The sequence below is a fragment of the Deinococcus sp. AB2017081 genome (assembly GCF_034440735.1).
Classification (GTDB): Bacteria; Deinococcota; Deinococci; order Deinococcales; family Deinococcaceae; genus Deinococcus; species Deinococcus rufus.
Genome location: NZ_CP140098.1, coordinates 1,063,552 through 1,090,478 on the forward strand (window position 1 = coordinate 1,063,552; position 26,927 = coordinate 1,090,478).

28 protein-coding genes, 1 tRNA gene and 1 pseudogene are annotated in these 26,927 nt (G+C 69.0%); 18 read left to right on the forward strand and 12 right to left on the reverse strand.

Annotated elements, in window-relative coordinates:
• Positions 1-3: 3 nt before the first annotated feature.
• Positions 4-1,143 carry an ABC transporter substrate-binding protein gene (locus U2P90_RS05190; protein WP_295819724.1) on the reverse strand — a complete coding sequence of 380 codons (1,140 nt, stop codon included), beginning with the start codon at positions 1,141-1,143 and terminating at the stop codon, positions 4-6.
• Positions 1,144-1,407: 264 nt separating this feature from the next.
• On the opposite strand from U2P90_RS05190, the gene U2P90_RS05195 reads away from it, so the two are divergent.
• Entirely contained in the window at positions 1,408-1,851 is a 444-nt protein-coding gene (locus tag U2P90_RS05195; RefSeq protein WP_295819726.1) for an acyl-CoA thioesterase, read from the forward strand.
• Positions 1,848-2,462 carry a histidine phosphatase family protein gene (locus U2P90_RS05200; protein ID WP_322474069.1) on the forward strand — a complete coding sequence of 205 codons (615 nt, stop codon included), beginning with the start codon at positions 1,848-1,850 and terminating at the stop codon, positions 2,460-2,462. The genes U2P90_RS05195 and U2P90_RS05200 overlap by 4 nt, the downstream gene beginning before the upstream one ends.
• Position 2,463: 1 nt before the next feature.
• Here the strand turns inward: U2P90_RS05200 and U2P90_RS05205 are convergent, their stop codons facing one another.
• The 3 genes from U2P90_RS05205 to U2P90_RS05215 form a co-directional block, all read right to left on the reverse strand.
• Positions 2,464-3,318, reverse strand: a complete 855-nt coding sequence (locus U2P90_RS05205) for a phosphotransferase (RefSeq protein ID WP_322474070.1) — start codon at positions 3,316-3,318, stop codon at positions 2,464-2,466.
• Complete coding sequence (locus U2P90_RS05210) at positions 3,315-5,558, reverse strand: excinuclease ABC subunit UvrA (RefSeq protein WP_322474071.1); 2,244 nt, start codon at positions 5,556-5,558, stop codon at positions 3,315-3,317. Before U2P90_RS05210 ends, U2P90_RS05205 begins: the two co-directional genes overlap by 4 nt.
• A 148-nt stretch (positions 5,559-5,706) precedes the next feature.
• Positions 5,707-6,237, reverse strand: a complete 531-nt coding sequence (locus U2P90_RS05215; protein ID WP_322474072.1) for a DUF6022 family protein — start codon at positions 6,235-6,237, stop codon at positions 5,707-5,709.
• Positions 6,238-6,309: 72 nt separating this feature from the next.
• Here U2P90_RS05215 and U2P90_RS05220 point away from each other — a divergent pair, with 72 nt between their 5' ends.
• Positions 6,310-6,750, forward strand: a complete 441-nt coding sequence (locus U2P90_RS05220; protein ID WP_322474073.1) for a MarR family winged helix-turn-helix transcriptional regulator — start codon at positions 6,310-6,312, stop codon at positions 6,748-6,750.
• Positions 6,751-6,820: 70 nt separating this feature from the next.
• Positions 6,821-7,207: a hypothetical protein gene (locus U2P90_RS05225; RefSeq protein WP_322474074.1), complete on the forward strand. Its 387-nt coding sequence runs from the start codon at positions 6,821-6,823 to the stop codon at positions 7,205-7,207.
• 379 nt (positions 7,208-7,586) lie between these two features.
• Here U2P90_RS05225 and U2P90_RS05230 read toward each other — a convergent pair whose 3' ends face one another.
• Positions 7,587-8,246 carry an HD domain-containing protein gene (locus U2P90_RS05230; protein ID WP_322474075.1) on the reverse strand — a complete coding sequence of 220 codons (660 nt, stop codon included), beginning with the start codon at positions 8,244-8,246 and terminating at the stop codon, positions 7,587-7,589.
• Positions 8,247-8,444: 198 nt separating this feature from the next.
• Here U2P90_RS05230 and U2P90_RS05235 point away from each other — a divergent pair, with 198 nt between their 5' ends.
• The 8 genes from U2P90_RS05235 to U2P90_RS05270 all read left to right on the forward strand — a co-directional run bounded on the left by U2P90_RS05235 (position 8,445) and on the right by U2P90_RS05270 (position 15,718).
• The gene (locus U2P90_RS05235; protein WP_322474076.1) at positions 8,445-9,263 is read left to right on the forward strand and encodes a response regulator; all 819 of its coding nucleotides are present in this window, start codon (positions 8,445-8,447) and stop codon (positions 9,261-9,263) included.
• A gap of 32 nt (positions 9,264-9,295) precedes the next feature.
• The gene (locus tag U2P90_RS05240; RefSeq protein ID WP_322474077.1) at positions 9,296-9,883 is read left to right on the forward strand and encodes a hypothetical protein; all 588 of its coding nucleotides are present in this window, start codon (positions 9,296-9,298) and stop codon (positions 9,881-9,883) included.
• Positions 9,880-11,043 carry an MFS transporter gene (locus U2P90_RS05245; protein ID WP_322474078.1) on the forward strand — a complete coding sequence of 388 codons (1,164 nt, stop codon included), beginning with the start codon at positions 9,880-9,882 and terminating at the stop codon, positions 11,041-11,043. Before U2P90_RS05240 ends, U2P90_RS05245 begins: the two co-directional genes overlap by 4 nt.
• Positions 11,044-11,068: 25 nt before the next feature.
• The gene (locus tag U2P90_RS05250) at positions 11,069-11,887 is read left to right on the forward strand and encodes an enoyl-CoA hydratase/isomerase family protein (protein WP_322474079.1); all 819 of its coding nucleotides are present in this window, start codon (positions 11,069-11,071) and stop codon (positions 11,885-11,887) included.
• Between the two features lie 24 nt (positions 11,888-11,911).
• Entirely contained in the window at positions 11,912-12,307 is a 396-nt protein-coding gene (locus tag U2P90_RS05255) for an Imm10 family immunity protein (protein WP_322474080.1), read from the forward strand.
• Between the two features lie 96 nt (positions 12,308-12,403).
• Positions 12,404-13,396, forward strand: a complete 993-nt coding sequence (locus tag U2P90_RS05260; RefSeq protein WP_322474081.1) for a malate dehydrogenase — start codon at positions 12,404-12,406, stop codon at positions 13,394-13,396.
• Positions 13,397-13,495: 99 nt separating this feature from the next.
• Positions 13,496-15,559, forward strand: coding sequence for a prolyl oligopeptidase family serine peptidase (locus U2P90_RS05265; protein ID WP_322474082.1), 2,064 nt, complete (start codon positions 13,496-13,498; stop codon positions 15,557-15,559).
• Between the two features lie 74 nt (positions 15,560-15,633).
• Positions 15,634-15,718 (forward strand) — tRNA-Leu (locus U2P90_RS05270).
• Positions 15,719-15,902: 184 nt separating this feature from the next.
• Here the strand turns inward: U2P90_RS05270 and U2P90_RS05275 are convergent.
• Both U2P90_RS05275 and U2P90_RS05280 read right to left on the reverse strand, forming a co-directional pair.
• Complete coding sequence (locus U2P90_RS05275) at positions 15,903-16,367, reverse strand: GNAT family N-acetyltransferase (protein WP_322474083.1); 465 nt, start codon at positions 16,365-16,367, stop codon at positions 15,903-15,905.
• 91 nt (positions 16,368-16,458) lie between these two features.
• On the reverse strand, positions 16,459-17,031 hold the full coding sequence (locus tag U2P90_RS05280) for a YdcF family protein (RefSeq protein ID WP_322474084.1): 573 nt from the start codon (positions 17,029-17,031) through the stop codon (positions 16,459-16,461).
• A 166-nt stretch (positions 17,032-17,197) separates the two neighbouring features.
• Between U2P90_RS05280 and topA the strand changes: the two genes are divergently transcribed.
• The 3 genes from topA to U2P90_RS05295 all read left to right on the forward strand — a co-directional run bounded on the left by topA (position 17,198) and on the right by U2P90_RS05295 (position 21,348).
• The gene (gene topA / locus U2P90_RS05285; RefSeq protein WP_322474085.1) at positions 17,198-20,134 is read left to right on the forward strand and encodes a type I DNA topoisomerase; all 2,937 of its coding nucleotides are present in this window, start codon (positions 17,198-17,200) and stop codon (positions 20,132-20,134) included.
• Positions 20,135-20,137: 3 nt separating this feature from the next.
• Positions 20,138-20,446 (forward strand): hypothetical protein, encoded by a 309-nt coding sequence (locus U2P90_RS05290; RefSeq protein WP_322474086.1) that lies wholly within the window; start codon positions 20,138-20,140, stop codon positions 20,444-20,446.
• 464 nt (positions 20,447-20,910) lie between these two features.
• On the forward strand, positions 20,911-21,348 hold the full coding sequence (locus tag U2P90_RS05295; protein ID WP_322474087.1) for an acyl-CoA thioesterase: 438 nt from the start codon (positions 20,911-20,913) through the stop codon (positions 21,346-21,348).
• 14 nt (positions 21,349-21,362) lie between these two features.
• Here the strand turns inward: U2P90_RS05295 and U2P90_RS05300 are convergent, their stop codons facing one another.
• The 3 genes from U2P90_RS05300 to U2P90_RS05310 form a co-directional block, all read right to left on the reverse strand.
• On the reverse strand, positions 21,363-22,400 hold the full coding sequence (locus U2P90_RS05300; protein ID WP_322474088.1) for an HD domain-containing phosphohydrolase: 1,038 nt from the start codon (positions 22,398-22,400) through the stop codon (positions 21,363-21,365).
• Between the two features lie 141 nt (positions 22,401-22,541).
• Positions 22,542-23,093 (reverse strand): SRPBCC family protein, encoded by a 552-nt coding sequence (locus tag U2P90_RS05305; protein ID WP_322474089.1) that lies wholly within the window; start codon positions 23,091-23,093, stop codon positions 22,542-22,544.
• 198 nt (positions 23,094-23,291) lie between these two features.
• Complete coding sequence (locus U2P90_RS05310; protein ID WP_295817488.1) at positions 23,292-24,053, reverse strand: PIG-L deacetylase family protein; 762 nt, start codon at positions 24,051-24,053, stop codon at positions 23,292-23,294.
• Between the two features lie 249 nt (positions 24,054-24,302).
• On the opposite strand from U2P90_RS05310, the pseudogene U2P90_RS20160 reads away from it, so the two are divergent.
• A pseudogene (locus U2P90_RS20160) lies at positions 24,303-24,479 on the forward strand (GNAT family N-acetyltransferase); the annotation flags it as partial.
• Between the two features lie 84 nt (positions 24,480-24,563).
• Here U2P90_RS20160 and U2P90_RS05315 read toward each other — a convergent pair.
• Complete coding sequence (locus tag U2P90_RS05315) at positions 24,564-25,040, reverse strand: DUF4870 domain-containing protein (RefSeq protein ID WP_322474090.1); 477 nt, start codon at positions 25,038-25,040, stop codon at positions 24,564-24,566.
• 39 nt (positions 25,041-25,079) lie between these two features.
• Between U2P90_RS05315 and rnhA the strand changes: the two genes are divergently transcribed.
• A complete protein-coding gene (gene rnhA / locus U2P90_RS05320; RefSeq protein WP_322474091.1) occupies positions 25,080-25,640 on the forward strand; it encodes a ribonuclease HI in 561 nt (186 codons plus the stop codon).
• A gap of 47 nt (positions 25,641-25,687) precedes the next feature.
• Positions 25,688-26,278, forward strand: coding sequence for a bis(5'-nucleosyl)-tetraphosphatase (symmetrical) YqeK (yqeK, locus tag U2P90_RS05325; protein ID WP_322474092.1), 591 nt, complete (start codon positions 25,688-25,690; stop codon positions 26,276-26,278).
• Here the strand turns inward: yqeK and U2P90_RS05330 are convergent, their stop codons facing one another.
• Positions 26,279-26,887: a carboxymuconolactone decarboxylase family protein gene (locus U2P90_RS05330; RefSeq protein ID WP_322474093.1), complete on the reverse strand. Its 609-nt coding sequence runs from the start codon at positions 26,885-26,887 to the stop codon at positions 26,279-26,281.
• Between the last annotated feature and the right edge of the window lie 40 nt (positions 26,888-26,927).

Below are 26,927 nucleotides of genomic sequence, written 5' to 3' on the forward strand. Positions count from 1 at the left end.
GGCTTACTTGAAGACTTTGCTCAGGCGCAGCTTGGTGTACTGGCCGCCCTTGACGCTGGCGATCACGAATTCGGCGTCGGCGTGGCCGTCGGCCGTCACGCCCAGCATCTTGTACACGGTCTTGCTCAGCGGCAGAGCCTTGGCGGCGGCGTTCAGCTGGGCGCGGATGGCCCTGGGATCGTCGGTGGTGCCCGCCAGTTCCATGGCCTTGGCCACGACGTTCATGCCCATGTAGTTCAGCCCGGCCTCGCTGGTGGGGATCTTCTTGTACTGGCGCTGGTACTGCGCCACGAAGACCTGGGTGCCGGGGAACAGGATGGTGGGATACACGCCCACCGAGCCGTCCAGGTACGACTTGGGCACGACCTGATCCATCTGCTCGAACTTCGCCTGATCCATGATGATGAACCCGCCCTTGAAGCCCTGCTCGCGGGCGGCCTTGACCACCAGCGCGGTGGGCTGGCTGGGGCCGCCGATGAACAGCACGTCGGGCTTCTCGGACAGCGCCTTGGTGACGGCGCTGGAGTAGTCCACGGTGGTGTTGTAGTCCACGCCGTTGTTCGCGCCGACCGTGCCGCCCTGCTTCTGCCACTCGGCCGTGACGCCCTCGGCCCACTGCTTGCCGTAGGCGGAGGTCGTGCCGATCATGCCCAGCTTCTTGCCGAAGGCCTTCATCTGGGTGCTGACGAAGGGCTGGAAGTAGTTGTCGAAGCGCGGCGGCAGCATGAACGTCAGGGGATTCTTCGACTCCAGGATCTTGGGCTCGCTGGAGTACGCGACCAGCAGGAATTCGGGGTCACGCGCGGTCAGCGGCTGCACCGTCAGGATGCCGCCCGAGTGCGGGACGAACACGATGTCGATGCCCTGGGAGGTCAGGCGCCGGACGTTGGTGGCCGTCTCGTTGGGCAGGTAGCGGTCGTCGAGCGCCACCAGCTTGAAGGTCACCTTCTCGCCCTTGACCGTGATCCCGCCCGCCTTGTTCAGCTCACTGATTGCCATATCCAGCCCGGACTGCACGTCCTTGCCGTAGAAGGCCGCGCCGCCCGACAGCGGGCCGGAGTAGCCGATGTTCACGACCCGGTCGGCCAGGGCAGAGGAGGCCGCAAGGAGCGCCAGGGTGGAGATCAGGTGGAGTCGTCTCATAGGTGAACCTCCGGGGTGCCAGGAGGCGCGGACACAGGCCGCCAGCCCTCTTGGACGGGGTATAAGTTGTGGGTACTGCGCATGGTGTCATGGGCATGCAGGGGTGTCAATCACCCGGTGCCCTGGAGCCGGTCTTCACGCCCGGCGGGATGGCCCCGCGCCCCGCCGGCCCCTGGACAGCCCGGCCGCTCCCACGTGCGCTCCCCGCTACACTCACGGCCGCACGCCCCCGGCCAGGTGGCGGGGGAGACAAGGGGTAACGGGATGGACGAACAACCTGGAAAAGCGCCGCGCAGCCGCGCCCGCATGCTGGAACTGGTGTTCCCGAAGGACACGAACTATCACGGCACGGCCTTCGGCGGCTGGGTGCTGTCGCTGATGGACAAGGCCGCGAGTGTCGCCGCCGTGCGGCACGCCAGCGGCAACGTGGTCACGGCCCGCATGGACGGCGTGGACTTCCACGTGCCGATCCGCGTGGGCGACGCCGTGGCGCTGGACGCCCAGGTCGTGAAGGTCGGCCGCACCAGCATGACCATCCGCGTAGACGTATACCGCGAGCACATGCCGACCGGCGAGCAGGAACTCGCCACCACCGGCACCTTCGTGTTCGTGGCGCTGGACGACCAGAACCGCCCCCGCCCGGTGCCGCCGCTGGCCGACGGGCAGGACACGAGCAGCGCCGAGCCCGATCCCGAGGCCCGGCCGTGACGCCCGGAACCCTGCACCTGACCCTGGTGCGCCACGGGGCCACCGACTGGAACGGGGCCGGCCGCTGGCAGGGCTGGACGGACACGCCGCTGGGCATGGTCGGTCAGGAGCAGGCCGGGCGGCTCGCGGCGCGGCTGGTCGGCCGCCGCTACGACGCGGCGTACAGCAGCGACCTTGCCCGCGCCGTACGAACCGCCGAGCTGACCCTGCCCGGCACGCCCCTGACCCTGGACGACCGCCTGCGCGAGCTGAACTTCGGCAAGTATGAGGGGGCCGGCACGGACGACGTGCTGCACGACCCCGAGTACCACGACTGGCAGCTCGATCCCTGGGGCCGCCCGGCCCCCGGCGGCGGCGAGAGCATGGGCGCGGTCGCCGCCCGGCTCTGCGCGTGGGCACAGGAACTCCCGGACGGCCGGGTCATCGCGTTCTCGCACGGGGCGGCCATCCGGGCGCTGCTGTGTGCCCTGTTCGGGTGGCCGACCGAGCCGATGCCCGGCTATGTCCTGCCGTTCCCGTACGTGCTGGCCCACACCAGCCTGACCACGCTGACCCGCACGGGTGGCCGCTGGACGCTCCACACGTACAACGACCACGCGCATCTGGAGTAGTTCAGCGTGGCGGGTCAGGGAAGAGCCTCGTCAGCGCCGATTGCCCGGCCTGCACGTACGCTGACCGGCCCGTCTGCTCCCCGAATACGAGGTCGCCCAGTGCGCGGCAGGTGGCGTAGACGCGGGCACGCTGGCGGGTGGCGTGGTCGACCGGGCCGTAGGTCTGGAGGGCCGCCTCCAGCAGCCCTGGCCCGCCCCAGTGCAGCAGGCCGCCCAAGTCCTGCGCCACGTCGCCCACGATCATGTCGCTCCAGTCGATGACGCCGCAGGGGTCGCCCGACCCGTCCAGCAGCACGTGTTCCGCAGCGAAATCGCCGTGGATCAGCCGGGGCGGCAGGGGAGATCGCGGGGGCGGTTCGAGCAGATACGGCCGGATGATCCGGTGAACGTCTGGATCGACGAGGTGCTGCCCAGCCGCAACGTCCAGATCATCCCGCGCTGCCGCCATCCATTCGCTCAATGCCGGGTCGTCGTCTGGCGGCACGCCCAGGGCCGCCGCCTTGCCCACATCCACGTCATGCAGGGCACGCAGGAAGGTGCCCAGGCGGGTGCCGAGGGTAGGAGAAGGCTCCTGAAGGCCGATCCCCGGCGTACCGCTCAGTGTGCGGTACCCAGCGAACTCCGGCCCTGCGACCTCATAGGCCGGAATGGGCAGGGGAAGCTGGGGCGCGAGCCAGCGCAGCACCCCCGCCTCGACCTCCAGCGCCGCGCCCGCCTCTCCATGTCTGGGCACACGCAGCAGCCACCCGCCGGCCTCATAGACGCGGTGGTCGGTGCCCTCGCCCAGCAGGGTGATGTCGAGGCCCGCCAGACCGGGGAGGTGCGCCCGGATCAGCGCTGGAATGTCCTCGGTCACGCCGGCAGCAGGAACCGCGCCGTCACGCTGCGCGGCACGTCCAGCAGCCCCTGCGGTGGGCCTGAATACAGCACCTCGCCGCCGCCCCGGCCACCCTCTGGCCCCAGGTCGATCAGCCAGTCGGCCTGCCGGATCACGTCCAGATGGTGCTCGATCAGGATCACGGTGTTGCCGGCATCGACCAGCCGCCCCACGATGCCCAGCAGCAGGGTGATGTCCGACAGGTGCAGCCCGGTGGTCGGCTCGTCCATCACGTACACGCTGCCCTGTTTGTGCAGTTCGGTCGCCAGCTTCAGGCGCTGGCCCTCGCCGCCGGACACGGTGCTCAGGGGCTGGCCCAGCGTCAGGTAGCCCAGCCCGACCTCCTGCATGGCCTGCACCACGCTCCGGATCTTCTTCTCGGTGAAGTGCTCAAGCGCCTCCTCCACGGTCATGTCCAGCACGTCGCTGATGGTCTTTCCGCGCAGGTGGTGCTCCAGCACCTCGGGCCGGAAGCGCCTGCCCTCGCAGACCTCGCAGGTCTGGGCGAAGCCCTCCATGAAGGCCAGGTCGGTGTAGGTCACGCCCAGGCCGGTGCAGTTGGGGCAGCTGCCCTCGGAGTTGAAGCTGAACAGCGAGGCGGGGGCGCCGCTGGCCTTCGCAAACGCCTTGCGGATGTCGTCCATGATGCCGGTGTACGTCGCCGGGGCCGAGCGGCTGTTGGCGGTCACCCGAGACTGGTCGATCACGACGGCGTCCGGGTGCTGTGCCAGAAATACGTCGTTGATCAGGGTGCTTTTCCCCGATCCCGCCACGCCCGTCACGACGGTCAGCACGCCGGTCGGAATGTCCACCGTCACCCCCTTGAGGTTGTGCAGGGTGGCGTCCTGCACGGTCATCCAGCCCTTCGGTGAGCGCACGTCGGTCTTCAGCGGCAGGTGCTGGGCCAGATGCCGCCCGGTCAGCGTGTCGGCCGACTTCAGCGCGGCGTAGCTGCCCTCGAACACGATCTCGCCGCCGTGCGTGCCCGCCCCCGGCCCGATGTCCACGACGTGGTCGGCCACCGCGATCACGTCCGGGTCGTGCTCGACGACCAGCACGGTGTTGCCCTTGTCGCGCAGCTGCCGCAGCAGGCCGGTCAGGCGGGCCACGTCGCGGGCGTGCAGGCCCACGCTGGGCTCATCGAGGATGTACAGCATGTCGGTCAGGCTGTTGCCCAGGTGCCGGATCATCTTCAGGCGCTGCGACTCGCCGCCCGACAGCGTGGCCGTCTCGCGCCCCAGGCTCAGGTAGCCCAGCCCGATCTGATCCAGGTGCGTCATCCGCTCGATGAGCCGGGCGGCGATGGTGCGGGCGGTGGGATCGGTCAGGTCGCCCAGGAAGGCGATCAGCTCGGTCGCCTCCAGCTCCGACAGTTCTGCGATGTTGTGCCCCCCGATGCGGCACGCCAGCGCCGCCGCGTTCAGCCGCTGCCCGTGGCACACCGGGCAGGTCTGCGAGGTCGTGAAGCCCTCGAACACGGCGCGGTTGCGCTCCGACATGGCCGCCGCGTCTTTTTTCAGGTACATGCGGGTGAAGCGCTCGACCAGCCCCTCGTAGGTCATGTTGATCTCGCCCAGCGACACCTTCAGATCACGGCCGTACAAGAAGTCGTGCAGCTCCTTCTCGGAGTAGTCCTGAATGGGCTTGTCGACATCAAACAGGCCCGACAGGGCGTAGATCTTCCACATCCACTTGCCGACCTTGAATTCCGGGTGCAGGATCGCGCCGCCATTCAGGGATTTCGTGCGGTCGAGGAGCCTGTCCAGCCGCAGTTGCGTGGTCGTGCCGATGCCCTCGCACTCGGGGCACATGCCCTGCGGCGTGTTGAACGAGAAGTGGAAGGCCGGGCCGGCAGACGGCTGCCCCACCCGTGAGAACAGCACGCGCAGCACGGCGGCGATGTCGGTGTACGTCCCCACCGTCGAGCGCGAGCCCCCGCCCACCCGCTTCTGGTCGATGATGATCGGCGCGTTCAGGTGCCCGATGTGATCCACGTCCGGTTGCCCGTAGTGCGGCAGGAAGCCCTGCACGAAGGCGGTGAAGGTCTCGTTGAGCTGCCGCTGCGCCTCGGCGGCGATCGTGTCGAACACCAGCGACGACTTGCCCGAGCCGGACACGCCGGTAAACACCGTGATGCTCTGCTTGGGGATCTGCAATGACACGTTCTTCAGGTTGTTCTCGCGGGCACCCTGGACTTCGATGAACTGACGATCGGTCATGACTCTCCTGTCGGGCGCAGCGGAATGGGTGACGGCTCCGCGAACGAGGGCGGAACCTGGCTGTGAAGCTTTTCAGTTGGTTGGCCTACACCTCCATGTTCTCTGTGGAAGATGTGAGGATGCCCCACGGTGGGCCTTCATCGGGTCTTTAATGTTCGATGTGGCCGGCCAGATACTGTTCGTACCACTCGTGGAAGGGGAGGGCCGCTGCGAAGGCGCTGGAGCGTGCGCTGAGGACGTCTTCCACTGCCTCCGGTGCCGTCTCGGCCATGCCGAACATCTCCGGACGCCGGGGCACATGAAAGCGCGTGTGGTCGTGCGGGATGACATGCACGAGCGTCCCAAGAGCTTGCCCCGATGCCGCGTGGATGGTGCTCCACATCCAGCGCTCCTGATCGGTCTGATCGGCGTTCCCCCACTCGCGGGAGGTCATGAAGTCGCCGGGCAGGGGTGGGGTGGCGACCAGCCCAGCCTCGCGGAGCTGGCGCTTCAGATCACGCAGCAGCAGGTGCTGATAGGTGCCGTAGGCAGCGTCCCCGGCGCGGGCGTAGGCGTCGGCCAGCTTCTCGCGGTGCGTATCCAGCACCTCCTGCCAGTGGGCGGCCAGATGGTCGTCGGCCCAGCGGCCCAAAGCGTGGATGTCGTCCTGGGGCGGCGAACGGTGGCGGTCGTCGGTCATGGCGAACCTCCAGATTGACAGACTGCTGTCAAGTTGCCCAGTGTACGCAGATTGACAGTATGCTGTCAATACATGCCGCACACGCCCGCCGGAGCCGCGTTCACCGACCTCGTGCTGGAGGTCTTGCGCCTGAACGGGCTGCTCACGGCCGCCGGCGACCGCCTGAGTGCCCCCGCCGGGCAGACCAGCGGGCGCTGGCAGGTCATGGGCTGCATCGACGACACGCCCCGCACCGTGGCGGCGGTCGCGCGCCTGATGGGTCTGACCCGCCAGAGCGTGCAGCGCACCGCCGACCTGCTGGTCGCCGAGGGGCTGGCCGAGACTTTGCCGAACCCGGAGCACAAACGCGCCCACCTGCTGCGTCTGACGCTGGAAGGTCAACGGGCGCTGACCACCATCGAGACCGCCCAGTACGAGTGGGCCAACGGCATCGGGGCGGGGCTGGACGAGCAGGAGCTTCAGGTGGCGCTGAGTGTGCTGGCGCGGGTCACGCAGGCGGTGGGGAAGGGCTGAGGGCTCAGCCTTTCCATCAACAATTGAGTGTGGGGCGGCACAGTACAGTGGTGCCAGGAAAAGGACTTCGATGACGATTTCTTTTGAGGACGCACTGGACGAACTTCTGCGTGAGGGCTTCGTGTATTTTCCTGCTGCACAACGACACATCCACGCGCACAAGGATCTGGAGTGCGCGTCCCTCACCTTCGGCATTGGGTACGGACTGGGTATGTTCGATGACCTAACGTGGTGGATGCGGGAAAATTTTCGCCTCTTCCCGGTTGGATCTTGTAAAAGCTGCGATTCGTATGATCTATACATTGGCGAAGATGACCAGCTCTACGCGATAGATGGTGCTTGGTACTGCTACGTCTACAGGGTCGGCCAGAATGTGCGAGATGGCTTGGAAGGTATTGCGGCAGGGCAATTAGAGGAAAGGAGAAAGCTGATTCGTCCTGTGCGCGAGGTCGACTGATCCCGATGCAAGCCTCTTCTTGCCCACTGCGAGGTTGCTGGGGAGATGCTTTTGCCTGAGCCATCTTGCTTGATAGATATTTCAGCGGCAAAGTACGTTGGTGCTCCAAGTGCAGCGGTTGGCACGAAATCTCGAAGGTTCACATAACCGTCGAAAACGCCATGTGCAAGCTCAGGAAACTTCGTGTAAATCAGAATTTACCAAAATGACCCGGCTCGTCGTGGCCTGTCCTGGGGGTGTGCTGCCGGGTTGGTCAACCTTCGGCTCCTAAGTCGGACACACCTCCCCACCTGATCTGCAAGCATCAAATAGAACGCAACGCAATTAATCCTCTGCCCTGGAATTGCTCAATCCAGCTTGCTTGAATTGCATCTGATCCTCACTCCGGCGGGGCCACTTCCAGTTCCGAGGCCAGTTCGGCCAGGAAGGCCCGCATGGTCAGCGTGCGCCGCCGCGCCTCGGCCTGTCCGGCGGGGGTGCGGAAGGTGCCGTCCAGCCGCAGCAGCTTGGTGAAGAAGTGATCGACGGTGTACGCCAGGTCGTCCGGGTCGCGGGCCTGGGCCCACGGATCGGTGGGGTGCAGCAGGGCGCGGCCCAGCTGCCCGCCCACACCCGCCACGCGCAGCACGCCCAGCGCTCCCAGGGCGTCCAGCCGGTCGGCGTCCTGAAGCGCCGCGCCCAGTTCGGTGTCGGGCACCGCGCCGCGTGAGTAGCTGTGGTCGCGCACGGCCAGCGCGACGTCCAGCGTCTCGGCGGGCGTGAAGCCCAGGCCCGGCAGGGTGTACATGACCGCCCGGGCGCTGAGTTCGCTGGCCTGCGCCCGCTGCGGGTGGTTCTTGGGCAGGTTCACCACGTCGTGCGTGAAGGCGGCGGCGATGGCCGGGCCGGCCGGCAGATCGGGAGCGCAGCGGCGCGTCCAGCGGGCCACGCGCAGCAGGTGGGCGTCGTCGTGCGCGGCGTCGCCCTGCATGTGCGCGTGAACCCATGTCCACACGCCGGGCAGCCGCGCGTCCTGGGCAAGCAGCTCCCGCAGGTTCACCCGGCCACGTCTGTGGAGGGGGGGACGGCTGGGCGGGTCGGGAGCGGCGTCGTGGGGGCGCTCATGCCTGAAGTATGCCAGCCGCGTCCGTCCAGGCCCCCGGCTGGGGCGGCCGTCGGGGGCGGTGGGCGCGGATTTTTCACGAAGGCCGGACGGCACGTAAGACGAGGGTGAAGTGTGTCACCGTACGCTGGATCCATGACCGGCCCCGCCTCCCCGCGCCCTGCCGTCCTGATCGTGGACGACAGTCCTGGCGTGCTGACCGCCATGGAACGGCTGCTCTCACCGCACCTGACGGTGCAGGTGGCCGACAGCGCCACGGCTGCGCTGCGGGCGGTCACGGCCGACACCGGGCTGGTGCTGGCCGACATCCGGATGCCGGGGATGGACGGCCTAGAACTCGCGCGCGCCCTGCACCAGGGACGCCCGAGCCTGCCGGTGGTGCTGATGACCGGCGTCGTCGAGGACGGCCTGCGGATCCGGGCCCGGGAACTCGGGGCCCTGGACGTGCTGCGCAAGCCGCTGCGCTCCGAGACGCTGCTGCCCGCCCTGCAGGAGTGGCTGTCGCCCCAGCATCCGGAGCTCGACCTGAGCGCCTCGCCGCCGGCCCGTCCGGTGCCGGCGGCGGCCGGGCCGCGTCCTGCCGTGCCGGCGGAGGATCCTGGTGTGGCCGCACAGACCCTGCTGCGCCCACTGACCCTGTTGCCCGGCGTGATCAGCGCGGCCCTGTTCAGCGAGGACGGCCTGCTGCTGGGGGTACAGGGTGAACTGAACGTTCAGGTGGGCATGTACCTGCGCTTCCTGGGAACCAGCGCCAGCACCCTGGGCACCCATCTGGACGCCCAGGGCAGCGTGCGGGCTGCGCAGCTGGAGTTCGGTGACCGGGTGCTGGTCGCGTGCTTCCGGCCCGGTGAACTGCTGGCGGTGCTGGTGCGCGACACGCCCGCCGCAAGCAGTGTCAAGGCGTGGGTGCGCCAGCGCTGGGCGAGTCCCGTGCCCCGCAGCCTCGTTCACTGACCCGCCGCGCAGGGGTGCTCTACCCTGCACGCATGTTCACGATTGCTGACGCCGTCACCCGGAGTGCCGCGGAGACTGGACAGGAGGCGCCGCGCCTCGCCGCGTACGGCGTCCGTGGCCTGGTCATCCCCCCCGACTTCGAGGAGTCCTTCTACCGCCACGGCAACCTGCCCGAACAGCTGCGGCGCCTGTTCAGTCCGGTCAATCCCGCCCGGATCGACGAGGACGCGCTGGAGCCCCTGGCCGAGCGTGCCCAGGCCCTGATCCGCACCACGTACCTGCTCGACGACGCTGTGCAGGCCTTCTACCGTGCCCTGGCCCCGGCCGGTCTGGACAGCGGCGAACTGCATGCCCGCCGCCCCGGCCGCCTGAGCACCGAGACGGCGACCGTCACGCCGCCCGGCACGGCCGCCCTGCACGCCGTCAAGCGCCTGTGGGCCCAGGACTGGGCCTTTGACGCCGTGCTGGCCCGGCTGGACGACTCGGGAAGCGTCGCCCTGGAGGCCCGCCCCACGCTGCTCATCCCCGGCCCGCCCGGCTGGCCCGACGCGGAACGCGCGGCCGGACTCGGCGTGGAGGTGGCGCTGGTCAGTCCGCACGGTCTGGTCGGCCTGTTTTGAGTGTCCCCACACGTCAGGAGCCGTCCGGGTGGCTGCTGGGTGCGCTGGGAACGCTGGTCTTCCTGAACGTGTATGCGCCGCAGAGCCTGCTGCCGGTGCTGGCCCGCGAGTTCGGCGCGGGCGCGGCGCAGGTGGGCGGCGTGATCGGCGCGACCATGCTTGCCATGGCGGTGGCGTCGCCCCTGGTGGGCGTGCTGGCCGACGCGCTGGGCCGCCGCCGCACGGTGCTGTGGGCCTTCGCGCTGCTGACCGTGCCCGCCGTGCTCGCGGCGCTGGCCCCCACCCTGGCTGCCCTGAACGCTGCCCGCTTCGCGCAGGGCCTGCTGATCCCCGGCGTCATGGTCGCCCTGACCTCGTACATCGGGGAGGAACTGCTGCCGGCGTCGCGGGCGCGTGCCCTGACCATGTACGTCACGGGCACCGTGCTGGGCGGGTTCCTGGGCCGCTTCCTGGCGGGCGTGATCGATGCCCGCTTCGGCTGGCACGCGGCGTTCTGGGGGCTGGCCGGGTGCGCTGTGGCCGGCTTCCTGCTCGCCCGCCGGGGCCTGCCGCCCGAGCGGGCCTTCCGCGCCAGCCGCGATCCCCGCGCCGTGCTGGGCAGCTTCCGCACGCACCTGCACACGCCGGCGCTGCTGGCCGCGTGTGCGGTCGGGTTCCTGATCCTGTTCACCCTGGTCGGCACCTTCAACACCCTGACCCTGCGGTTGGCCGCGCCTCCGTACGGCCTGAACTCGGCGCAGACCGGTGCGATCTTCGCCGTGTACCTGCTGGGCGTGGTCATCACGCCGGTCGCGGGGCCGCTGCTCGCCTCGCGTGGCCCGCGCTTTGCGCTGCTCAGCGCGGTGGGGGCCGGCACGGTGGGCCTGCTGTTCACGCTGGCCCATCCGCTGCCGCTGATCGTCGCAGGAGTGGCGGCCGGCGCGTGCGGTGTTTTTCTGGCGCAGTCGGCCGCGCTGGCCGCCGTGCAGCGCTCGGTCACGCAGGCCCGCAGCCTCGCCTCGGGCCTGTACCACCTGTCGTACTACGGCGGAGCGGCCGTCGCCAGCGTGGTCGCCGGTCACGTGTTCGAGGCCGGTGGCTGGAACGGCGTCGTGCCCCTGGTCGTGGGGAGCATGGTGCTGGCCGCGCTGGTCGGGGTGCTGGGCTGGAAGCGGACGTGAGGGGGGCCGATGTTAGCCTCGGGCCATGACCTCAACCCTCACCGCTGACGGGGCGTATCCCGGTCTCCAGCTCACGCTGCACGATCCCGGCATCCTGGAGATCGTCATCCGCAGCGAGAAGACGCTGAACAGCGTGGACGCCGCCGCCCACCGCGCCCTGACCCGCGTGTGGCGTGACATCGACGACACGCCGGGCGTGCGCTGCGTGCTGATCCGGGGCGAGGGGCGCGGCTTTTCCTCGGGCGGCGACTTCGCCCTGATCGAGGAGATGAGCAGCGACTTCACCGCCCTGGCCCGCGTGTGGAAGGAGGCCCGCGACCTCGTGTACAACGTCGTGAACTGCGGCAAGCCCATCGTCAGCGCCATCCACGGCCCCTGCGTCGGCGCGGGGCTGGCGGTCGCGCTGCTGGCCGATGTCAGTGTGGCGGCAAAGTCGGCCCGCCTGCTCGACGGCCACGTGCGCCTTGGCGTGGCGGCGGGCGACCACGCCGCGATCATCTGGCCGCTGCTGTGCGGGCTGAACAAGGCCAAGTACCACCTGCTGACCGGCGAGTCTGTCTCCGGCGAGGAGGCCGAACGCATCGGCCTGGTCAGCCTGTGCGTACCCGACGACGACCTGCTCGACCGCGCGTGGACGGTGGCCCGGACGCTCGCTACGGGCAGCCCCACCGCGATCCGCTGGACGAAATACGCGCTGAACAACTGGCTGCGGCAGGCCGGCCCGATCTTCGACACGTCCCTGGCCCTGGAATTCCTGGGCTTCACCGGCCCCGACGTGCGCGAGGGCCTGTCCAGCCTGCGCGAGAAGCGCGAGCCGAGATTCGAAGAAGACGCGCCGATCTGAGGTGGAAGCACATAAACTCCGGTCATGCCGCCAGTCGTGTTCGATGTGCAGGCCATCTTCGTGGGTGAAATCGAGGACGCCGATACGTTCATGGTGGCGCTCGGTGACCACGCGGACGAGCCGCAGGAGTGGCTTGAACTCCAGCGTGCGCTGGTTGAGGACGAACAGGACGTGGCCCTCGGGATGGACACCTACTGTCTGGTGCGTTCAGGCGGGCCGACCGTGTATGGAGGCGTCGCGGCGTGTGTGCTGTCGCGTGACGGACTGATCCTCCGTCTCGATGACGATGCGGCCCAGATGCTGGGTGCTCCGTTCTATGAGCTGATGCTGCGCCTTGACGACGCCGCCCACGCCGCGCTGCGCGACGGATTGAGGCAGGTCTTCGCCGACCGGTGGCCATCAGAGTGGCAGCTGGACTGAGCCTGTTCCCCCTTCAGGAACGCCCCGCCCCTCCTCACCCGGCCCGCGTTATCGTGAGCCGTAAAACTTTTGCACCACTTCTCAGGAGGAACCCCTATGACGACCAAGTCCCCCGTCCGTGTGGCCGTGACCGGCGCTGCCGGCCAGATCGGTTACAGCCTGCTCTTCCGGATCGCGTCCGGTGACATGCTGGGCAAGGATCAGCCCGTGATCCTGCACCTGCTGGAGATCACGCCTGCCCTGAAGGCGCTGAACGGCGTGGTCATGGAGCTGCGCGACTGCGCGTTCCCGCTGCTGGCCGACATCGTGACCAGCGATGACCCCATGGTGGCGTTCAAGGATGTGGACTACGCGCTGCTGGTGGGGGCCATGCCCCGCAAGGCCGGCATGGAGCGTGGCGACCTGCTGGGCGCGAACGGCGGCATCTTCAAGCCGCAGGGCGAGGCGCTGAACGCCGTGGCGAGCCGGGACGTGAAGGTGCTCGTGGTGGGCAACCCGGCCAACACCAACGCCCTGATCGCGCAGCAGAACGCGCCGGATCTCGATCCGAAGCAGTTCACGGCGATGGTCAGGCTCGACCACAACCGCGCGATCTCGCAGCTGGCCGAGAAGACCGGCAAGCCCGTGAGCAGCATCCAGAACATCACGATCTGGGGCAACCACTCCAGCACGCAGTACCCGGATCTGAGCCAGGCGACCGTGGACGGCCAGCCCGCGCTGGAGCAGGTGGATCGTGAGTGGTACGAGAACTCCTACATCTCGACCGTCGCCAAGCGCGGCGCGGCGATCATCGAGGCGCGGGGCTCCAGCTCGGCGGCGTCGGCGGCCAGCGCGGCGATCGATCACATGCGCGACTGGGCGCTGGGCACCCCGGACGGCCAGTGGGTCAGCATGGGCATCCCCAGCGACGGCAGCTACGGCGTGCCGGAAGGCCTGATCTACGGCTTCCCCGTCACGTGCAGCGGCGGCCAGTACCAGATCGTGCAGGGCCTGGAGGTCTCCGACTTCAGCCGGGGCAAGATGGACGCCACCGCCCAGGAACTGAGCGAGGAGCGCGACGAGGTTCGCAAGCTCGGCCTGGTCAAGTAACCGTCGAATGTTCTGGGGGCGGGGCTCGCGGGCCTCGTCCCCTTTCTGTGCGTCCAGTCCAGCGGGCCGCTTCTCAGGGTGGCGTGGCAGATTGGTCGGGTGACCTCTCCGTACCCCGAGTCCCCGCGTGGCGATCACGTGGACGTGTACACCGACGAGCACGGCCAGCAGGTACCGGTGCCCGATCCCTACCGCTGGCTGGAGGAGCCGGATTCGCCCCAGACGCGGGCGTGGGTGGCGGCGCAGAACGCCGTGACGGACGCCTACCTGGATACGCTGCCCGCCCGCAGTGCGTACCGGGAACGGCTGACCTCCCTGTGGAACTACCCGCGCGAGGGCGTGCCATGGATGCGGGGCGGACGGTATTTCCGTTTCTATAACCCCGGCCTGCTGAACCAGCCGGTGCTGGAGGTCGCGGCCAGCCCGCGCGGCCCGTGGCGTCCCGTGCTCGACCCGAACACCCTGAGCGCCGACGGCACAGCGTCGCTGATCGGCGCGTCGGTGAGCTGGGACGGTGGGCGCGTGGCGTACGGCGTGCAGCAGGGCGGCAGCGACTGGATCACGTGGCACGTGCGCGACGTGCAATCGGGCGAGGACGAGCCGCACGCCGTGGAGTGGAGCAAGTTCAGCGGCGCGGCGTGGACGCCGGACGGAGCGGGCTTCTTCTACGGGGCCTACGACGCCCCGCAGGAGGGGGCGGCCCTGACCGGGGCGAACCGGGGCCAGCGCCTGATGTTCCACCGGGCCGGCACGCCGCAGGCGCAGGACACGCTGGTGATCGCCCGACCGGACGAGCCCGACTGGGGCTTCCAGGGCAGCGTGACCGAGGACGGCGCGTATGTGGTCGTCCACGTGTGGAAGGGCACGGATCCCAAGAACCTGCTGTGGGTGCGCTCGCTGGATTCGCAGGACCCCTTCACCGAACTGGTCACGGAGTTCCGTGCGTCATACCAGCTGATCGGCAACGACGGCCCCCTGCTGTACATCCGCACCGACGAGGACGCCCCGCGTGGCCGCGTGCTGGCATGGAACGTCCTGACCGGTGAACGCCGCGAGGTGATCCCAGAAGGGCCGGATGTGCTGGAGGTCGTGGCCCTGGTGCCAGGTGGCCTGCTGGCCGTGACCCTGCACGACGCCAGCCACCGCCTGACGCTGCACGACCGCGCCGGGGCCGTGGTGCGTGAGGTGCAGCTGCCGGGCCTGGGCAGCGTGACCGAGCTGAATGCCCGGCAGGACGACCCGGAGGTGTTCTTCGGCTTCATGTCCTTCCTGACCCCTGGCACGGCGCAGCGGCTGCTGCTGCCGGACACCACGCCCGAGGCCCTCTCGACCCCGGCGCTGGATTTCGACGCCAGCGCCTACGAGGTCACGCAGGAGTTCACGACCAGCCGCGACGGCACCCGCATCCCTATGTTCATCGTGGCCCGGCGGGGGCTTGAGCGGGACGGCACGAATCCCACGCTGCTGTACGGCTATGGGGGCTTCACTGTCAGCCTGACGCCCACCTTCAGCGTGGGGCGGCTGGCGTGGCTGGAGCGCGGCGGCGTGGTCGTCGTGGCGACCCTGCGCGGCGGCGGCGAGTACGGTGAGGAGTGGCACCAGGCGGGCACGCTGAAGCGGAAGCAGAACGTGTTCGATGACTTCCTGGCGTGCGCGGAGCACCTGATCCAGTCCGGGTTCACGTCCAGCGCCCACCTGGGCATCCAGGGCGGCAGCAACGGCGGCCTGCTGGTCGGCGCGGCCATGACCCAGCGCCCGGAGCTGTTCGGGGCGGTGATCGCGCAGGTCGGCGTGATGGACATGCTGCGCTACCAGCACTTCACCATCGGGTGGGCGTGGGCCAGTGACTACGGGCGCAGTGACGACCCTGACCTGTTCCGCACACTGTTGGCATACTCGCCGCTGCACAACCTGAGAGACGGCACCGCGTACCCCGCCACCCTGATCACGACCGGCGACCACGATGACCGCGTGGTGCCCGCGCACTCGTACAAGTTCGCGGCACAGCTGCAGCACGTGCAGGCCGGAGACGCGCCCACCCTGATCCGCATCGAGACGCGCGGCGGCCACGGCGCGGGCAAGCCCACCTCGCTGGTCATCGCGGAGGCGGCGGATATCTGGGCCTTCCTCGAAGCGCGGCTGACCACAGCGGCGGGTGGTTGACAGCCTGCAAAGGCGCCGTTAAAGTAAGCGAGCCTGAAACGCGCCCCACGGGGCGGCCCCACCAGAACAAGCGTGCCGAGGTGGCGGAATTGGTAGACGCACTAGTTTCAGGGACTAGCGCCGCGAGGTGTGTGGGTTCAAATCCCATCCTCGGCACCACGAAGACCCCAGCAGCAATGCTGGGGTGTTTTGTTGTCTGGGTCTCTGGTCATACGGATTTCGGGAGATGGACGTGCATCCGGTTCTTTCCCGGATGTGCGGGAATCGGACGGAATCCGTCCTTCTCCTCCTCCCTTCGGTCGGATTGAACCCGCAATTCTGCGGGATTCAATCGAAGTCCGTATCACCCGTCCAGGCTCAGCACCAGCGCCACGTGATCCTCGCGGAAGCCTAGATCGGCATAGAAGGCCCGGGCGCGGTCGTTGAACCATGAGGTCTTGAGCATGATCTCCCGGGCACCCTGGTGGCGGCCCCAGCGCTCGACGGCCTCCAGCAGGAAGCGTCCCACGCCCTGACCCTCGGCGTCGGCACGGACGGCAAGGTCTTTCACGAACACGCCGCGCTCCTGCGGGTGCCAGTACAGCAGCGTGAAGCCCACGGGCTGGCCGCCCATGCAGGCGATCAGCACGGCGCTGTCGGGTTCGGGGTCGGTCAGGGCTGTTGCGAACAGGACGTCGTACTCGGCGAGCAGGTCGTCCTGGCGGCGCCACGGGGGCGCACTGGCCACCAGCCGGGGGGCCAGCGACCGCAGGAACGGCAGGTCGCCGGGCTCGCCGGGACGGAGGCTCAGGCGCGGGGGGGACGTCATGTCTGAACGGTAGAAAGTCTGCGCCTACACGTGTCTTACATCGCCCCGAGCTGTGGGATTTCCGGCATGGTCTGCCCCGGCTGGGGGTGACCTACAGCCGGATGCCGATCAGGGCGTAGCCCAGCAGGGCCAGCTTCTCGCGCAGCAGGTACTGGCGGCTGGTGCCTACGCCGAGCGGGCTGGCACTCACGTCGGCATCCATGCCCAGGGCGCGGGCCAGGGCCAGGGCACGCGGCGCGTGGGCCTCGTCGGTGACCAGCGTGACCGGGGTGCCGGGGGACAGCAGCACGCGGGCATTCTGGAGGTTCTCGATGGTGGTGCGGCTGCGCGTCTCGGCGCTCAGGTCATCCGCCGGTACCCCGTGGCGGGTCAGGTAGGTGGTGCCCACGCCGCCCTCGGTGTAGGGATCGCCCTGGCGGCGACCGCCGGTGACCACGATGTGCTGCACCCCGCCGGCGCGGTACAGGCTCAGGGCATGATCCAGGCGGCGCTGAAATGCCGGGCTGGGCCGCCCGGCGTACTGTGCGGCTCCCAGCACCAGCAGGGTGGTGTGGGGCGTCTGGGTGTTCGGGACGCGCAGGTTTGGCAGCGCCAGGAAGCCGGCGGCCAGGAGGGCCACGACGGCCAGGGGCAGCAGGGTCAGGGTGGAGCCGCGCGCACGCACGAGCGGAGCGTAACATAAAGAAACCCCCAAGACCTGCGATTTCGCCCGTCCCTGACGGTTTCTTCACAAGGTAATGCCCGTTCGTGTCAGTGGGGATCAGGTTCCTGACCCTGTGAGAAGCACGTGCTACGCTCACCCGTACTGTCCAGCCGGGAGCTGAATCCTTATGCCCAACACCCTCGTCATCGTCGAATCGCCCGCCAAGGCCCGCACCATCGAGAAGTACCTCGGAAAGGGGTACACGGTGGAGTCGTCCATCGGGCACATCCGCGACCTGCCCAAGAGCGCCGCCGACATCCCCGAAAAGTACAGGGGGCAGGCCTGGGCGCGGCTCGGTCTGGACGTCGAGCACGACTTCAGCCCGCTGTACGTGGTCGCCCCCGAGAAGCGTGCGCACGTGGCCAAGCTCCGCAAGATGGCGCAGGACGCCGACGAGATCATCCTGGCGACGGACGATGACCGCGAGGGCGAGAGCATCGCGTGGCACCTGTATCAGGAACTGAAACCCCGGGTGCCGGTCAAGCGCATGGTGTTCCACGAGATCACCAAGGAAGCGATCCAGGCCGCGATTGCCAGCCCGCGCCAGATCGACACGAACCTCGTCGAGGCGCAGGAGGCCCGCCGGGCGCTGGATCGCCTGTACGGCTACGAGGTCAGCCCGGTGCTGTGGAAGAAGGTCGCGCCGAAACTGAGTGCCGGCCGCGTGCAGAGCGTGGCGACCCGCATGCTGGTGGAACGTGAACGTGAGCGCATGCGCTTCGTCAGCGCCACGTGGTGGGATCTGCTGGTCACGGGCGCGACCGCCGAGGCGCAGACCTTCCCCGCCCGCGTGACCGACGTGGCCGGCCAGAAGCTCGCGCTGGGACGCGACTTCGATCCACTGACCGGCAAGCTCAAGGCCGGCGTGACCGCCCGCCTGCTGACCGAGGCGGAGGCCCGCGCCCTGCAAGGTGGCCTGACCGGACAGCCCCTGACGGTCACGAGCGCCGAGGAGAAGCCGTTTACGCAGCGCCCGTACCCGCCGTTCATCACGTCCACGCTCCAGCAGGAGGGCAGCCGCAAGCTGGGCTTCGCCGCCACGCGCACCATGCGGGCCGCGCAGAAGCTGTACGAGCAGGGCTACATCACGTACATGCGTACCGACAGCACCAACCTGAGCACCGAGGCCGTGACCGCCGCCCGCACGCAGGTCGCGCAGATGTACGGCCAGACCTACCTGTCGCCGCAGCCGCGTGTGTACGCCAAGAAGGCCAAGAACGCCCAGGAAGCCCACGAGGCGATCCGCCCGGCTGGCAGCAGCTTCCGCACGCCGGACAGCCTGCGCAGCGAACTGAGCGGCGACGAGTGGCGCCTGTACGATCTGATCTGGAAGCGCACCGTGGCGTGCCAGATGGCCGACGCGCGGGGCCGCAGCCTGCGCGTGCGCCTCGCTGGACGGGCCACGACGGGCGAGGACGTGCAGCTCAGTGCGTCCGGCCGCACCATCGACTTCCCGGGCTTCCTGCGGGCCTACGTGGAGGGCAGTGACGACCCCAGCGCCGCCCTGGAAGACCGCGAGACGCCCCTGCCCCCCCTGAAGGAGGGCGAGCGCGTGACCGCCGAGAGCGTGAAGCCCGAGGGCCACGAGACCCAGCCGCCCGCCCGGTACACCGAGGCGTCCCTGGTGCAGGCCCTGGAAGCCGCCGGCATCGGCCGCCCCAGCACGTATGCGAGCATCCTCGGCACCATCCAGGATCGGGGCTATGCCACCAAGAAGGGGCAGGCCCTCGTGCCGTCCTGGACGGCGTTTGCGACCAGCGCCCTGCTGGAGGGCCACTTCGGGTCGCTGGTGGACTACGACTTCACCGCCAAGATGGAAGAGGATCTCGACGACATCGCGGGTGGACGGGCCCAGCGGGTGCCGTACCTGAAGCGCTTCTACCTGGGCGACCACGGCGAGGGCATGGCCCTGCGGCCCCTGATCGACTCGAAGATGGGTGAGATCGACGCGCGCGGCATCGCCACCATCACGGTGCCGAAGCTGGAGGGCAGCGGCATCGAGGTGCGCGTCGGCCGCTACGGGCCGTACATGGAGCGGAACGGCGAGAAGGCCAACCTGCCCGAGGGCATGGCCCCGGACGAGCTGACGGCCGAGGGCGCCGAGGAACTGATGAGCCGCCCCAGCGGCGACCGCGTGCTCGGCACCGACGATGCCACCGGGCATCCCGTCGTGGCCCGCGCCGGGCGGTACGGCCCCTACGTGACGCTGGGGGCCGAGAACCCGCCCGTGCGCAGTGCCAGCCTGTTCCCCAGCGACGACCTGAATACCCTGACCCTGGAACGCGCCCTGAAACTCCTGAGCCTGCCGCGTCTGGTGGGCACGTCGGAGGGCGAGGAGGTCTGGGCGCTGAACGGCAAGTACGGCCCGTACCTCAAGCGCGGCAGCGACAGCCGCAGCCTGACCACCCACGAGCAGCTGTTCGAGGTCGGCATCCATGAGGCCGAGGCGCTGTTCCTCCAGCCGCGCTTCGGCAAGGGCCGCGCCGCCGCCGCGCCCCCCCTGCGGAACTTCGAATATCCGGGCCGCGCCAGCATCGTGCTCAAGTCCGGTCGCTTCGGCCCCTACCTGACCGATGGCGAGCGCAACGCCACCCTGCGCAAGGGCGAGGACGAGGGCACCCTGACCGCCGAACGCGCCCTGGAAATCCTGGAGGAGCGCGGCAAGGAGCCCAAGAAGAAGCCGGGCAAGGCCCCGAAGAAGGCCGCCGCGAGCACGACGGCGAAGAAGACGGCCGCGAAGACCGGCACGGCGAAGACCGGGGGCACGAAGGCCGGCACCACGGCCCGCAAGGCCCCCGCCCGCACCGCCACGTCCAAGTCGGGCACCGCCCGCAAGGCCCCCACCAAGGCCAAGGCTCCGGCCAAGACCCCCCTCACCTGGGCGCAGCTCAAACCGCACCTCGGGGTGCTCAGCAGCGATGAACGCCAGCTGGTCACGGCCACCCGCGAACAGGGCCGCAAGGTCGAGGACGTCGCGCCGGGGCTGGGGCTGGACATCAAGAAGGCCAAGGGTATGGCGCTCCAGGCCAGCAAGAAGCTGAATCAGGCGGCACGCGGGGAATAACGCTTGACCCGGACACGCCCTGACGTTCCCCAGTCCCTGCACCTTGTCCGGCTGGCGCAGGGCACGCCCGGCGAGTGGGTTCGGCTGCCCGGTGGCGACGTGCGCGTCCTGCACCTCAGCGGCAAGGCCCCTCAAGCCGGCGTGGACGGCTGGGTCGTGTGCCTGTCCGGCGAGGTCGTGATCGACCTGCCGCTGAACAACTTCGTCCGGCTGCGCCCCGGCGAGGGCTACCGCGTGAAGGCCGGCGAGCCGTGGGTGCCCTTCGACACGCGGGAAGGAACAGTCGTGATGCTGGTGGTGGACGGGTCATGATGTCTGCTCGGGCATGAATATGTAGAAGGTGGGTGCCTGCGGCGCGGCCCTAACCCCCATCCCCCTCTCCCGCAGGGGACAGGGGGAGCGGCGCTGCGCTGGGCAAGGTGCGTGTTGGGCCGCGCTGGTGGGCGTGTTCTTGGAGCTGTGGAGGCGGCGTACCTGCCTGGTGCGTTCACGCCGTCCGCGCCCGTGCGCTGCGCGCCCGATGGCATTCGGTCAGGGCAAGATGGTGGGCTTCGTCTTTTGGCTCCCTCCCGCCTTGTGGGGGGGGGGGGTGGCGGGCGCAGCTCACCATCGTCTTGGACGCTCAATGTTCATCCCCTTCTGGATACGGCTGTGTTTTCTGTCCACACCGGGCCTCGTCATGGAGGCTGGGACTCGCAGGCTGCGTGGTGAGCGGAAGGATGACAAGGCCGTTCCTCGTTCCATCCCGCCTCCATCGCTCCCGCTACAGTTCAGGCATGACCCGCCCGACCCCGCATGGCCGCGCCGAGTACCCGTATCACCATCCCATGCCGACGCGCTGGGCAGACAACGATGTGTACGGGCACGTGAACAACGTGACCTACTACGCGTATTTCGATACGGCGGTGAATGCGTACCTCACGGCTCGGGGCGCACTGGACATCCATGCGGGCAGCGTGATCGGGCTGGTCGTGGAGACCGGCTGTGCGTATTTCGCGCCGGCCGCGTTCCCAGACGTGCTCAGCGTGGGCGTGCGCGTGGCCCGGCTGGGGTCGAGCTCCGTGCGTTACGAGCTCGCCGTGTTCCGGGGGAACGATGAGGCGGCGTGCGCCCAGGGCCATTTCGTGCACGTCTATGTGGATCGCGAGACCCGGCGGCCCACGACGCTCCCGGACACGCTGCGGGCCGCGCTGGAGGAGCTGCGGGCGCCATGAGCCGGGATCGGTGGTCAGTTCGGCGGGCGGTCGGGGCCGTCGCCAGGAGCGGGTGCCACCGGCGGGTTCCCGCTGTTGGCTGACCGGTCGTCGGGGCGCTGGAGCAGGGTCAGGAAGGTCTCGACCATCCCGGCATCGAACTGGGTGCCGGCCTGTCGCCGGAGTTCGGTGCGGGCCTCGTCGGGTGTCCAGGCCCGCTTGTAGGGCCGCTCGCTCAGCAGGGCGTCGTACACGTCCACGACGCTGAACAGCCGGGCCAGCAGGGGAATGTGCTCGCCCCGCTGGCCGTCGGGATACCCGGCGCCGTCCCAGCGCTCGTGGTGGTGGCGGATCAGGTCGGTCGCCTCGGGCGGAAGGAAGCCCAGGGCCGCCGCGAAGCGTTCTCCCTCGACCGGATGGATACGCATCAGCTGCCACTCGCGCTCGTCCAGGGTGCCGGGCTTGAGCAGCAGGGCGTCCGGGATCGCCAGCTTGCCGATGTCGTGCAGGTAGGCTCCGAGCCGCAGGGCGTTGAGCTGGGTGTCGGACAGGTGCAGGGCGTGGCCGAGTCGCAGCGCCAGCTGCGTGACCCGGTCGGTATGGCCGTGCGTCTCGCGGTCTCGGGTCTCCAGGGCCAGTCCCAGTGCCCGCACCGCTGACTCCCGCATCGCCATGGCCGCCTGCCGGGCCTGCTTCTGTTCCTCGATATCGGTGCAGGTGCCCACCCACGCAATGCCCCGGCCCTGGGGATCTGCGACCGGCACCCCCCGGATCAGGAACCACCGGTAGGTTCCATCGTGGCAGCGCAGCCGGTACTCGATCTCGTAGGGTTCGGCACGCGCCACCGACTGCCGCCAGCAGGTGATGGTGCGCTCCAGGTCGTCCGGATGCAACGCCGCCTCGAAACCGAAGGCGCCGACATCGTCCATCAGGCCGGTGAACTCGATCCACTGGCGGTTGACATGCACCCAGCGCCCGTCCGCATCTGCCGTCCAGAGCATGACCGGCATGGCCTCCAGGAGCCGGAGGTAATCGCCTTCGGCACTAGGTCTGGGCTGTTCGGACGGGGTCATAGGCAGGTTAGGGGAGAGAGATCCGTCACCGAAGACATCAGCGTGCCTGTCACCCTAGCGCGATGAGAACGCCATGTGAGGGGCAGGTGTTGGGAAAACGTCCACGGAGTGGAGGGGGCGCTGGGTACGCCGGGAGCCGGCTCAGCGTCTTTTCTTTGCGGCCCTCGCTGCGTCCTTCGCGGCTTTCTGTTCCGCCCGCTGCTTCTCGGCCAGTTCCTTGCCCACGTCCTCCATGAGCTGGGCCCCCTGGGCATCGACGGTGCGCTGGAGTTCGATCAGGGTGCTGACCAGCATGTTGTTCAGCACCCGCTCGATGGGCGCCCTGATCCAGCGGTAGCGCACGCGGGCGTTCATGCTCAGCGTGACCTCGGTGCCGCCGGGCATGGGCTTGAACGACCACGCCTGCGTGAGCTTCTCCAGCGGCCCCACGTGGCGCACGCTCTCCCACCCGCCGCGCTGCGGGGGCTGAAGCTGCCCGTATTTCGCGGTGAAGGCCAGTCCCAGCAGCTGCCGGCGGAACTTGAAGCGCACCAGCGCATTGTTCGTCAGCCGGCCGTCCCCGCCCTCGTAGGCGGCCGAGACGAAGTTCTTGTCCCACTTGGCACGCCGGCGCGGCTCCAGCGCCAGGCGGTACAGCACGTCCGGACGGGAGCGCACCACGATGCTCTGTTTCAGCTGAATCGACTCGGACATTCTGCCGGTCACTGTAGCGCGTGGCCGGGACGTCCCCGGCCCCGACATGCAGCTCAGCGGGAGTCACAGCAGAGTTCAGAGGGAGTGAAGGGTGCCCTCGCTGCCTCTGAACCGAGCGCAGCGAGTCCCTGACATGACAGCGGCCTCCGTGGAGCCCTGGGGCATCTCCTCAGCACGGGGGGGAACTGAACACCGCGGTCAGTCCAGATACGGCCGCGCGGGCAGGTGGCTGACCCGCAGCGTGAAGTGCTCGGCGTATTTCGCCCCCGCTCCCGCCATGCGCCCGATCGCCGCCCGGCCCTCACGGTACTGCTCCTTTGTCCACGCCCATTTGTAGAAGTCGTGGTAGAAGGCCATGACGTCTGCCCCCGCCTCGATGGTGTCGCTCACGTCCACGATCACCTCGGGGTAGGGGCTGGCCGGCGCGTAGTACTGGTAGAAGCGCACCGGATCACGCAGGGCCGTGAGCTGCGCCACGTCCTCGCCGCTCTCGATGCCCCCCGCGCTGCCCAGATCCGGGGCAGGCGGCATGGACTGACCCGCGCCGGACTCGTTCACGATCTTGGGGATGCGGGCCAGCGTGATCGCGTCGAAGGCGATCTTCGCGGTCATGCGGTGATCCGGGTGGGGGTGGTCGTCACTCCAGGTGATCACGGCGTTCGGGCGGAAGGTGGCGTACAGCCGCGCCAGTTGCAGCGCCTCGGCGCGGCTGCCGGTCATGCGGGAATCGCCCATGTCGAAGAAGTGGTACGTCGCGCCGATCTTCTCGGCCACCCAGGCCCCGTGCTCGCGGCGCACGCGCGTGACCTCCTCGTGCGAGGCAGTCCCGAACTGGCTCGCCAGCTCGCCCAGCGTCGTCCAGACCAGCATGACCTCGTCGCCGCGTGCAGTGTGCTTCGCCAGCGTTCCTATGCAACCGATCTCGTCGTCCGGATGGGCAAACACCGCCATGATTCGCATGGGGCACAGGATAGGGGAGACGCAGCGGCCGTGTCCGCTCCAGCGCACAGAGGGAGGTGGGCGTGTCCGGATGCCGTGACGGCATGTCCTTGACCTTCCGACCTGCCCACCCGGCGGATCTGGCCGCGCTCGCCGTGCTGGATGCCCTGGCCGCGACTGGGGAGCGCCGCGCCTGGCTCGTCGGCGCGCTGGAGCGGCAGGCTGTCAGCGTCGGCGTGGCCGGTGACCAGCTGTGCGCGTACAGCGTCTATGGTGGAGACCTTCCTCGGGCACGCCTTCGTCGCACTGCTCTGTGTGGCTCCGGCATGGCGGCGCCGTGGGGTGGGGGCGGCGCTGCTTGTGCATCTGTGCGCCGTGGCGTCCACCCTGAAGATGTCCTCCTCGACGGACGCGTCCAACGCGCCCATGCACGCCCTGTTCCGCCGGCTGGGCTGGGAGGTCAGCGGCGTGCTGAACCAGCTGGACGCCGGCGACCCCGAGGTCGTGTACGTGTGGCGGTTCCGCCGACGGTCAGCGCAGGAACCGGATCGTCAGCGGATACCGGTAGTGCTGCCCATTGCTGGCCCGGATCACGCCGATGATCATGAAGATGAAGGGCACGATGCTGAGCACCAGCATGACCGGCAGGAAGAACAGGAAGAACGACGCGAACGATCCCAGGAAGGCCAGTGCCCCCAGCTCGTCGCTGCCGGCCGCCGCGCCGACCGCGCCGCCGAGCAGTCCCAGGCTGAACAGGATGAAGGCGAGCACGCCGATGATCAGCCCGTACAGCCACACGCTCACGCGGAAGTTCAGGACGTCCTTGCCCTGCGTGTCCAGGGCGGGGCCACGGTCGCGGTAGACCAGCCACGCGACCAGCGGCCCCAGCAGGCCGCCCAGTGTGGGCAGCAGCAGGTCAGCCAGCGGCGACAGGTGCTGGATGATCGCCGGCGTGCGGTCAGGCTCCGGAAGGGCAGTCAGCGGGCGCAGGTGGGTGGCGGGCTCCATGCTTGACACTACGGGCGGGCTGTGCCTACAGTTCCCCGGATGACCCGTTCCGGCAGTCCGTACAGTGGCCGCAAGTCCGCCGCGCAGAAGGCGCAGGACGCGGCCCGTGATCGCCTGCCGATCCGGGCCGGGATCCAGCCGGACGCGCCGATTGCCGGGCAGGTCGTGACCCTGTACTCGGACGGTGCGTGCGATACCACCAAGGGGCACGGCGGCTGGGCGACGATCCTCAGCTACGGGGAAAAAGAACTCGTGCTGAGCGGCAACGAGGAGAACACCACCAACAACCGTATGGAACTGCGCGGCCTGCTGGAGGGCCTGAAGACCCTCAAGCGGCCGTGTCAGGTGCGGGTGGTCACCGACAGCCAGTACCTGAGAAAGGCGTTCACCGACGGCTGGATCATCAAGTGGCAGCGCAACGGCTGGAAGACCGCCGGCGGCGACCCCGTGAAGAACCAGGATCTGTGGGAGGAACTGATCCTTCTGGCACGCACGCACGCCCTGACCTTCCTGTGGGTCAAGGGACACGCCGGACACGGCGAGAACGAGCGCGTGGATGTCCTGGCGGTGCAGGAACGCAAGAAGCTCCGCGCGGGGTGATGGTGGCGTTCACGGTGGCTCAGGGCTGGCCGGTGCCCCTGTGTGACATGCCGCCCTTCGCGGGTGATCTGGCAGCCGATGTGGACATGCTGCTCGCCGCACACCACCGCACCATCACTCGTGAACATGTTCCCCGTGTGGCGGCGGAGGCAGTGACGCTGGCCCGGCGTTCCGGCGTCGATCCGGAGGCCGCCCGCACGGCCGCCCTGCTGCACGACATGGGCGGCATCGTGCCCCGCGCCGACATGGTGGGCCTGTGTGAAACGCTCGGCATCTGCATAGGACCCGAGGAACGGCAGGTGCCGATGCTCCTGCACGCAAAACTCAGTGTCGTGCTGGCGCAGGAACGGTATGGCGTGAGCGATCCGGCCGTCCTCCAGGCGATCCGGTTTCACACCACCCTGCATGCCGAACCCTCACCGCTCGATCTGGTCGTGTTCCTGGCCGACAAGCTGGAGTGGGATCAGGGAGGCGTGCCCCCGTACCACGCGCCGCTCCGTGCCGCTCTGCATGACGGTCTGGACGCCGGGGCGCGGTGGATGCTGACGTGGATGGCGACCCCCGCTGCGCGGCTGCTCATTGCGCACCCGGATCTGCGCTCTGCGTGGGCCGCGTTCGGGATCACCGCGCCCGCGTAGTCACGGCAGCGTGCGGGTCGGCTGCGTGCTGATCTCCCGGCCGACCGTCAGCACGTCCCGCAGGCCGGGCTCCAGCTCCCCGTACGTGGCGTCCGGCTCGGCACCCAGGGCGTCGAGGAGGGTGCTGAAGAAACAGCGGGCGCTGACGGCGGCGACCACGTCGAAGATCTCGGGATCGCCCAGGCCGTGATCGCGCAGGGTCTGGATGTCGGCAGCGGTCACGCCGGGGGCGTCGCGGGCCACCTTCGCAGCAAAGGCCATCAGCGCCACGTCCACGGTGTCCAGCCCGGCCGTCTCGGGGGCCGTGGCAATGGCATGCACCTCGCCGTGGGCGTAGTGTGCGTCCAGCAGCACCTTGCCATGAGCCAGCGAGCAGTACGACGAGCGCAGGGCGCGGGCGGCGGCCAGGGTCACCAGTTCGTACCGGCGCGGGTCAAGCGTGCTCCGGATCGCGCCGAGGAGCGTGCCCCACGCGGCGTTTACATCCGGACGCAGGCTGAACAGCTGTGTGTAGTTCGGCACGTAGCCCATGGTGGCCTGCGCCCGCGCGTACTGCTCACGCACGTCACCCACCGCATCGTCTACCGGCACCGTCCGGACATAGGCCATGTCTGCCCCCTGCCGCCCATCGCCGCTCCGGGCCGCTGCC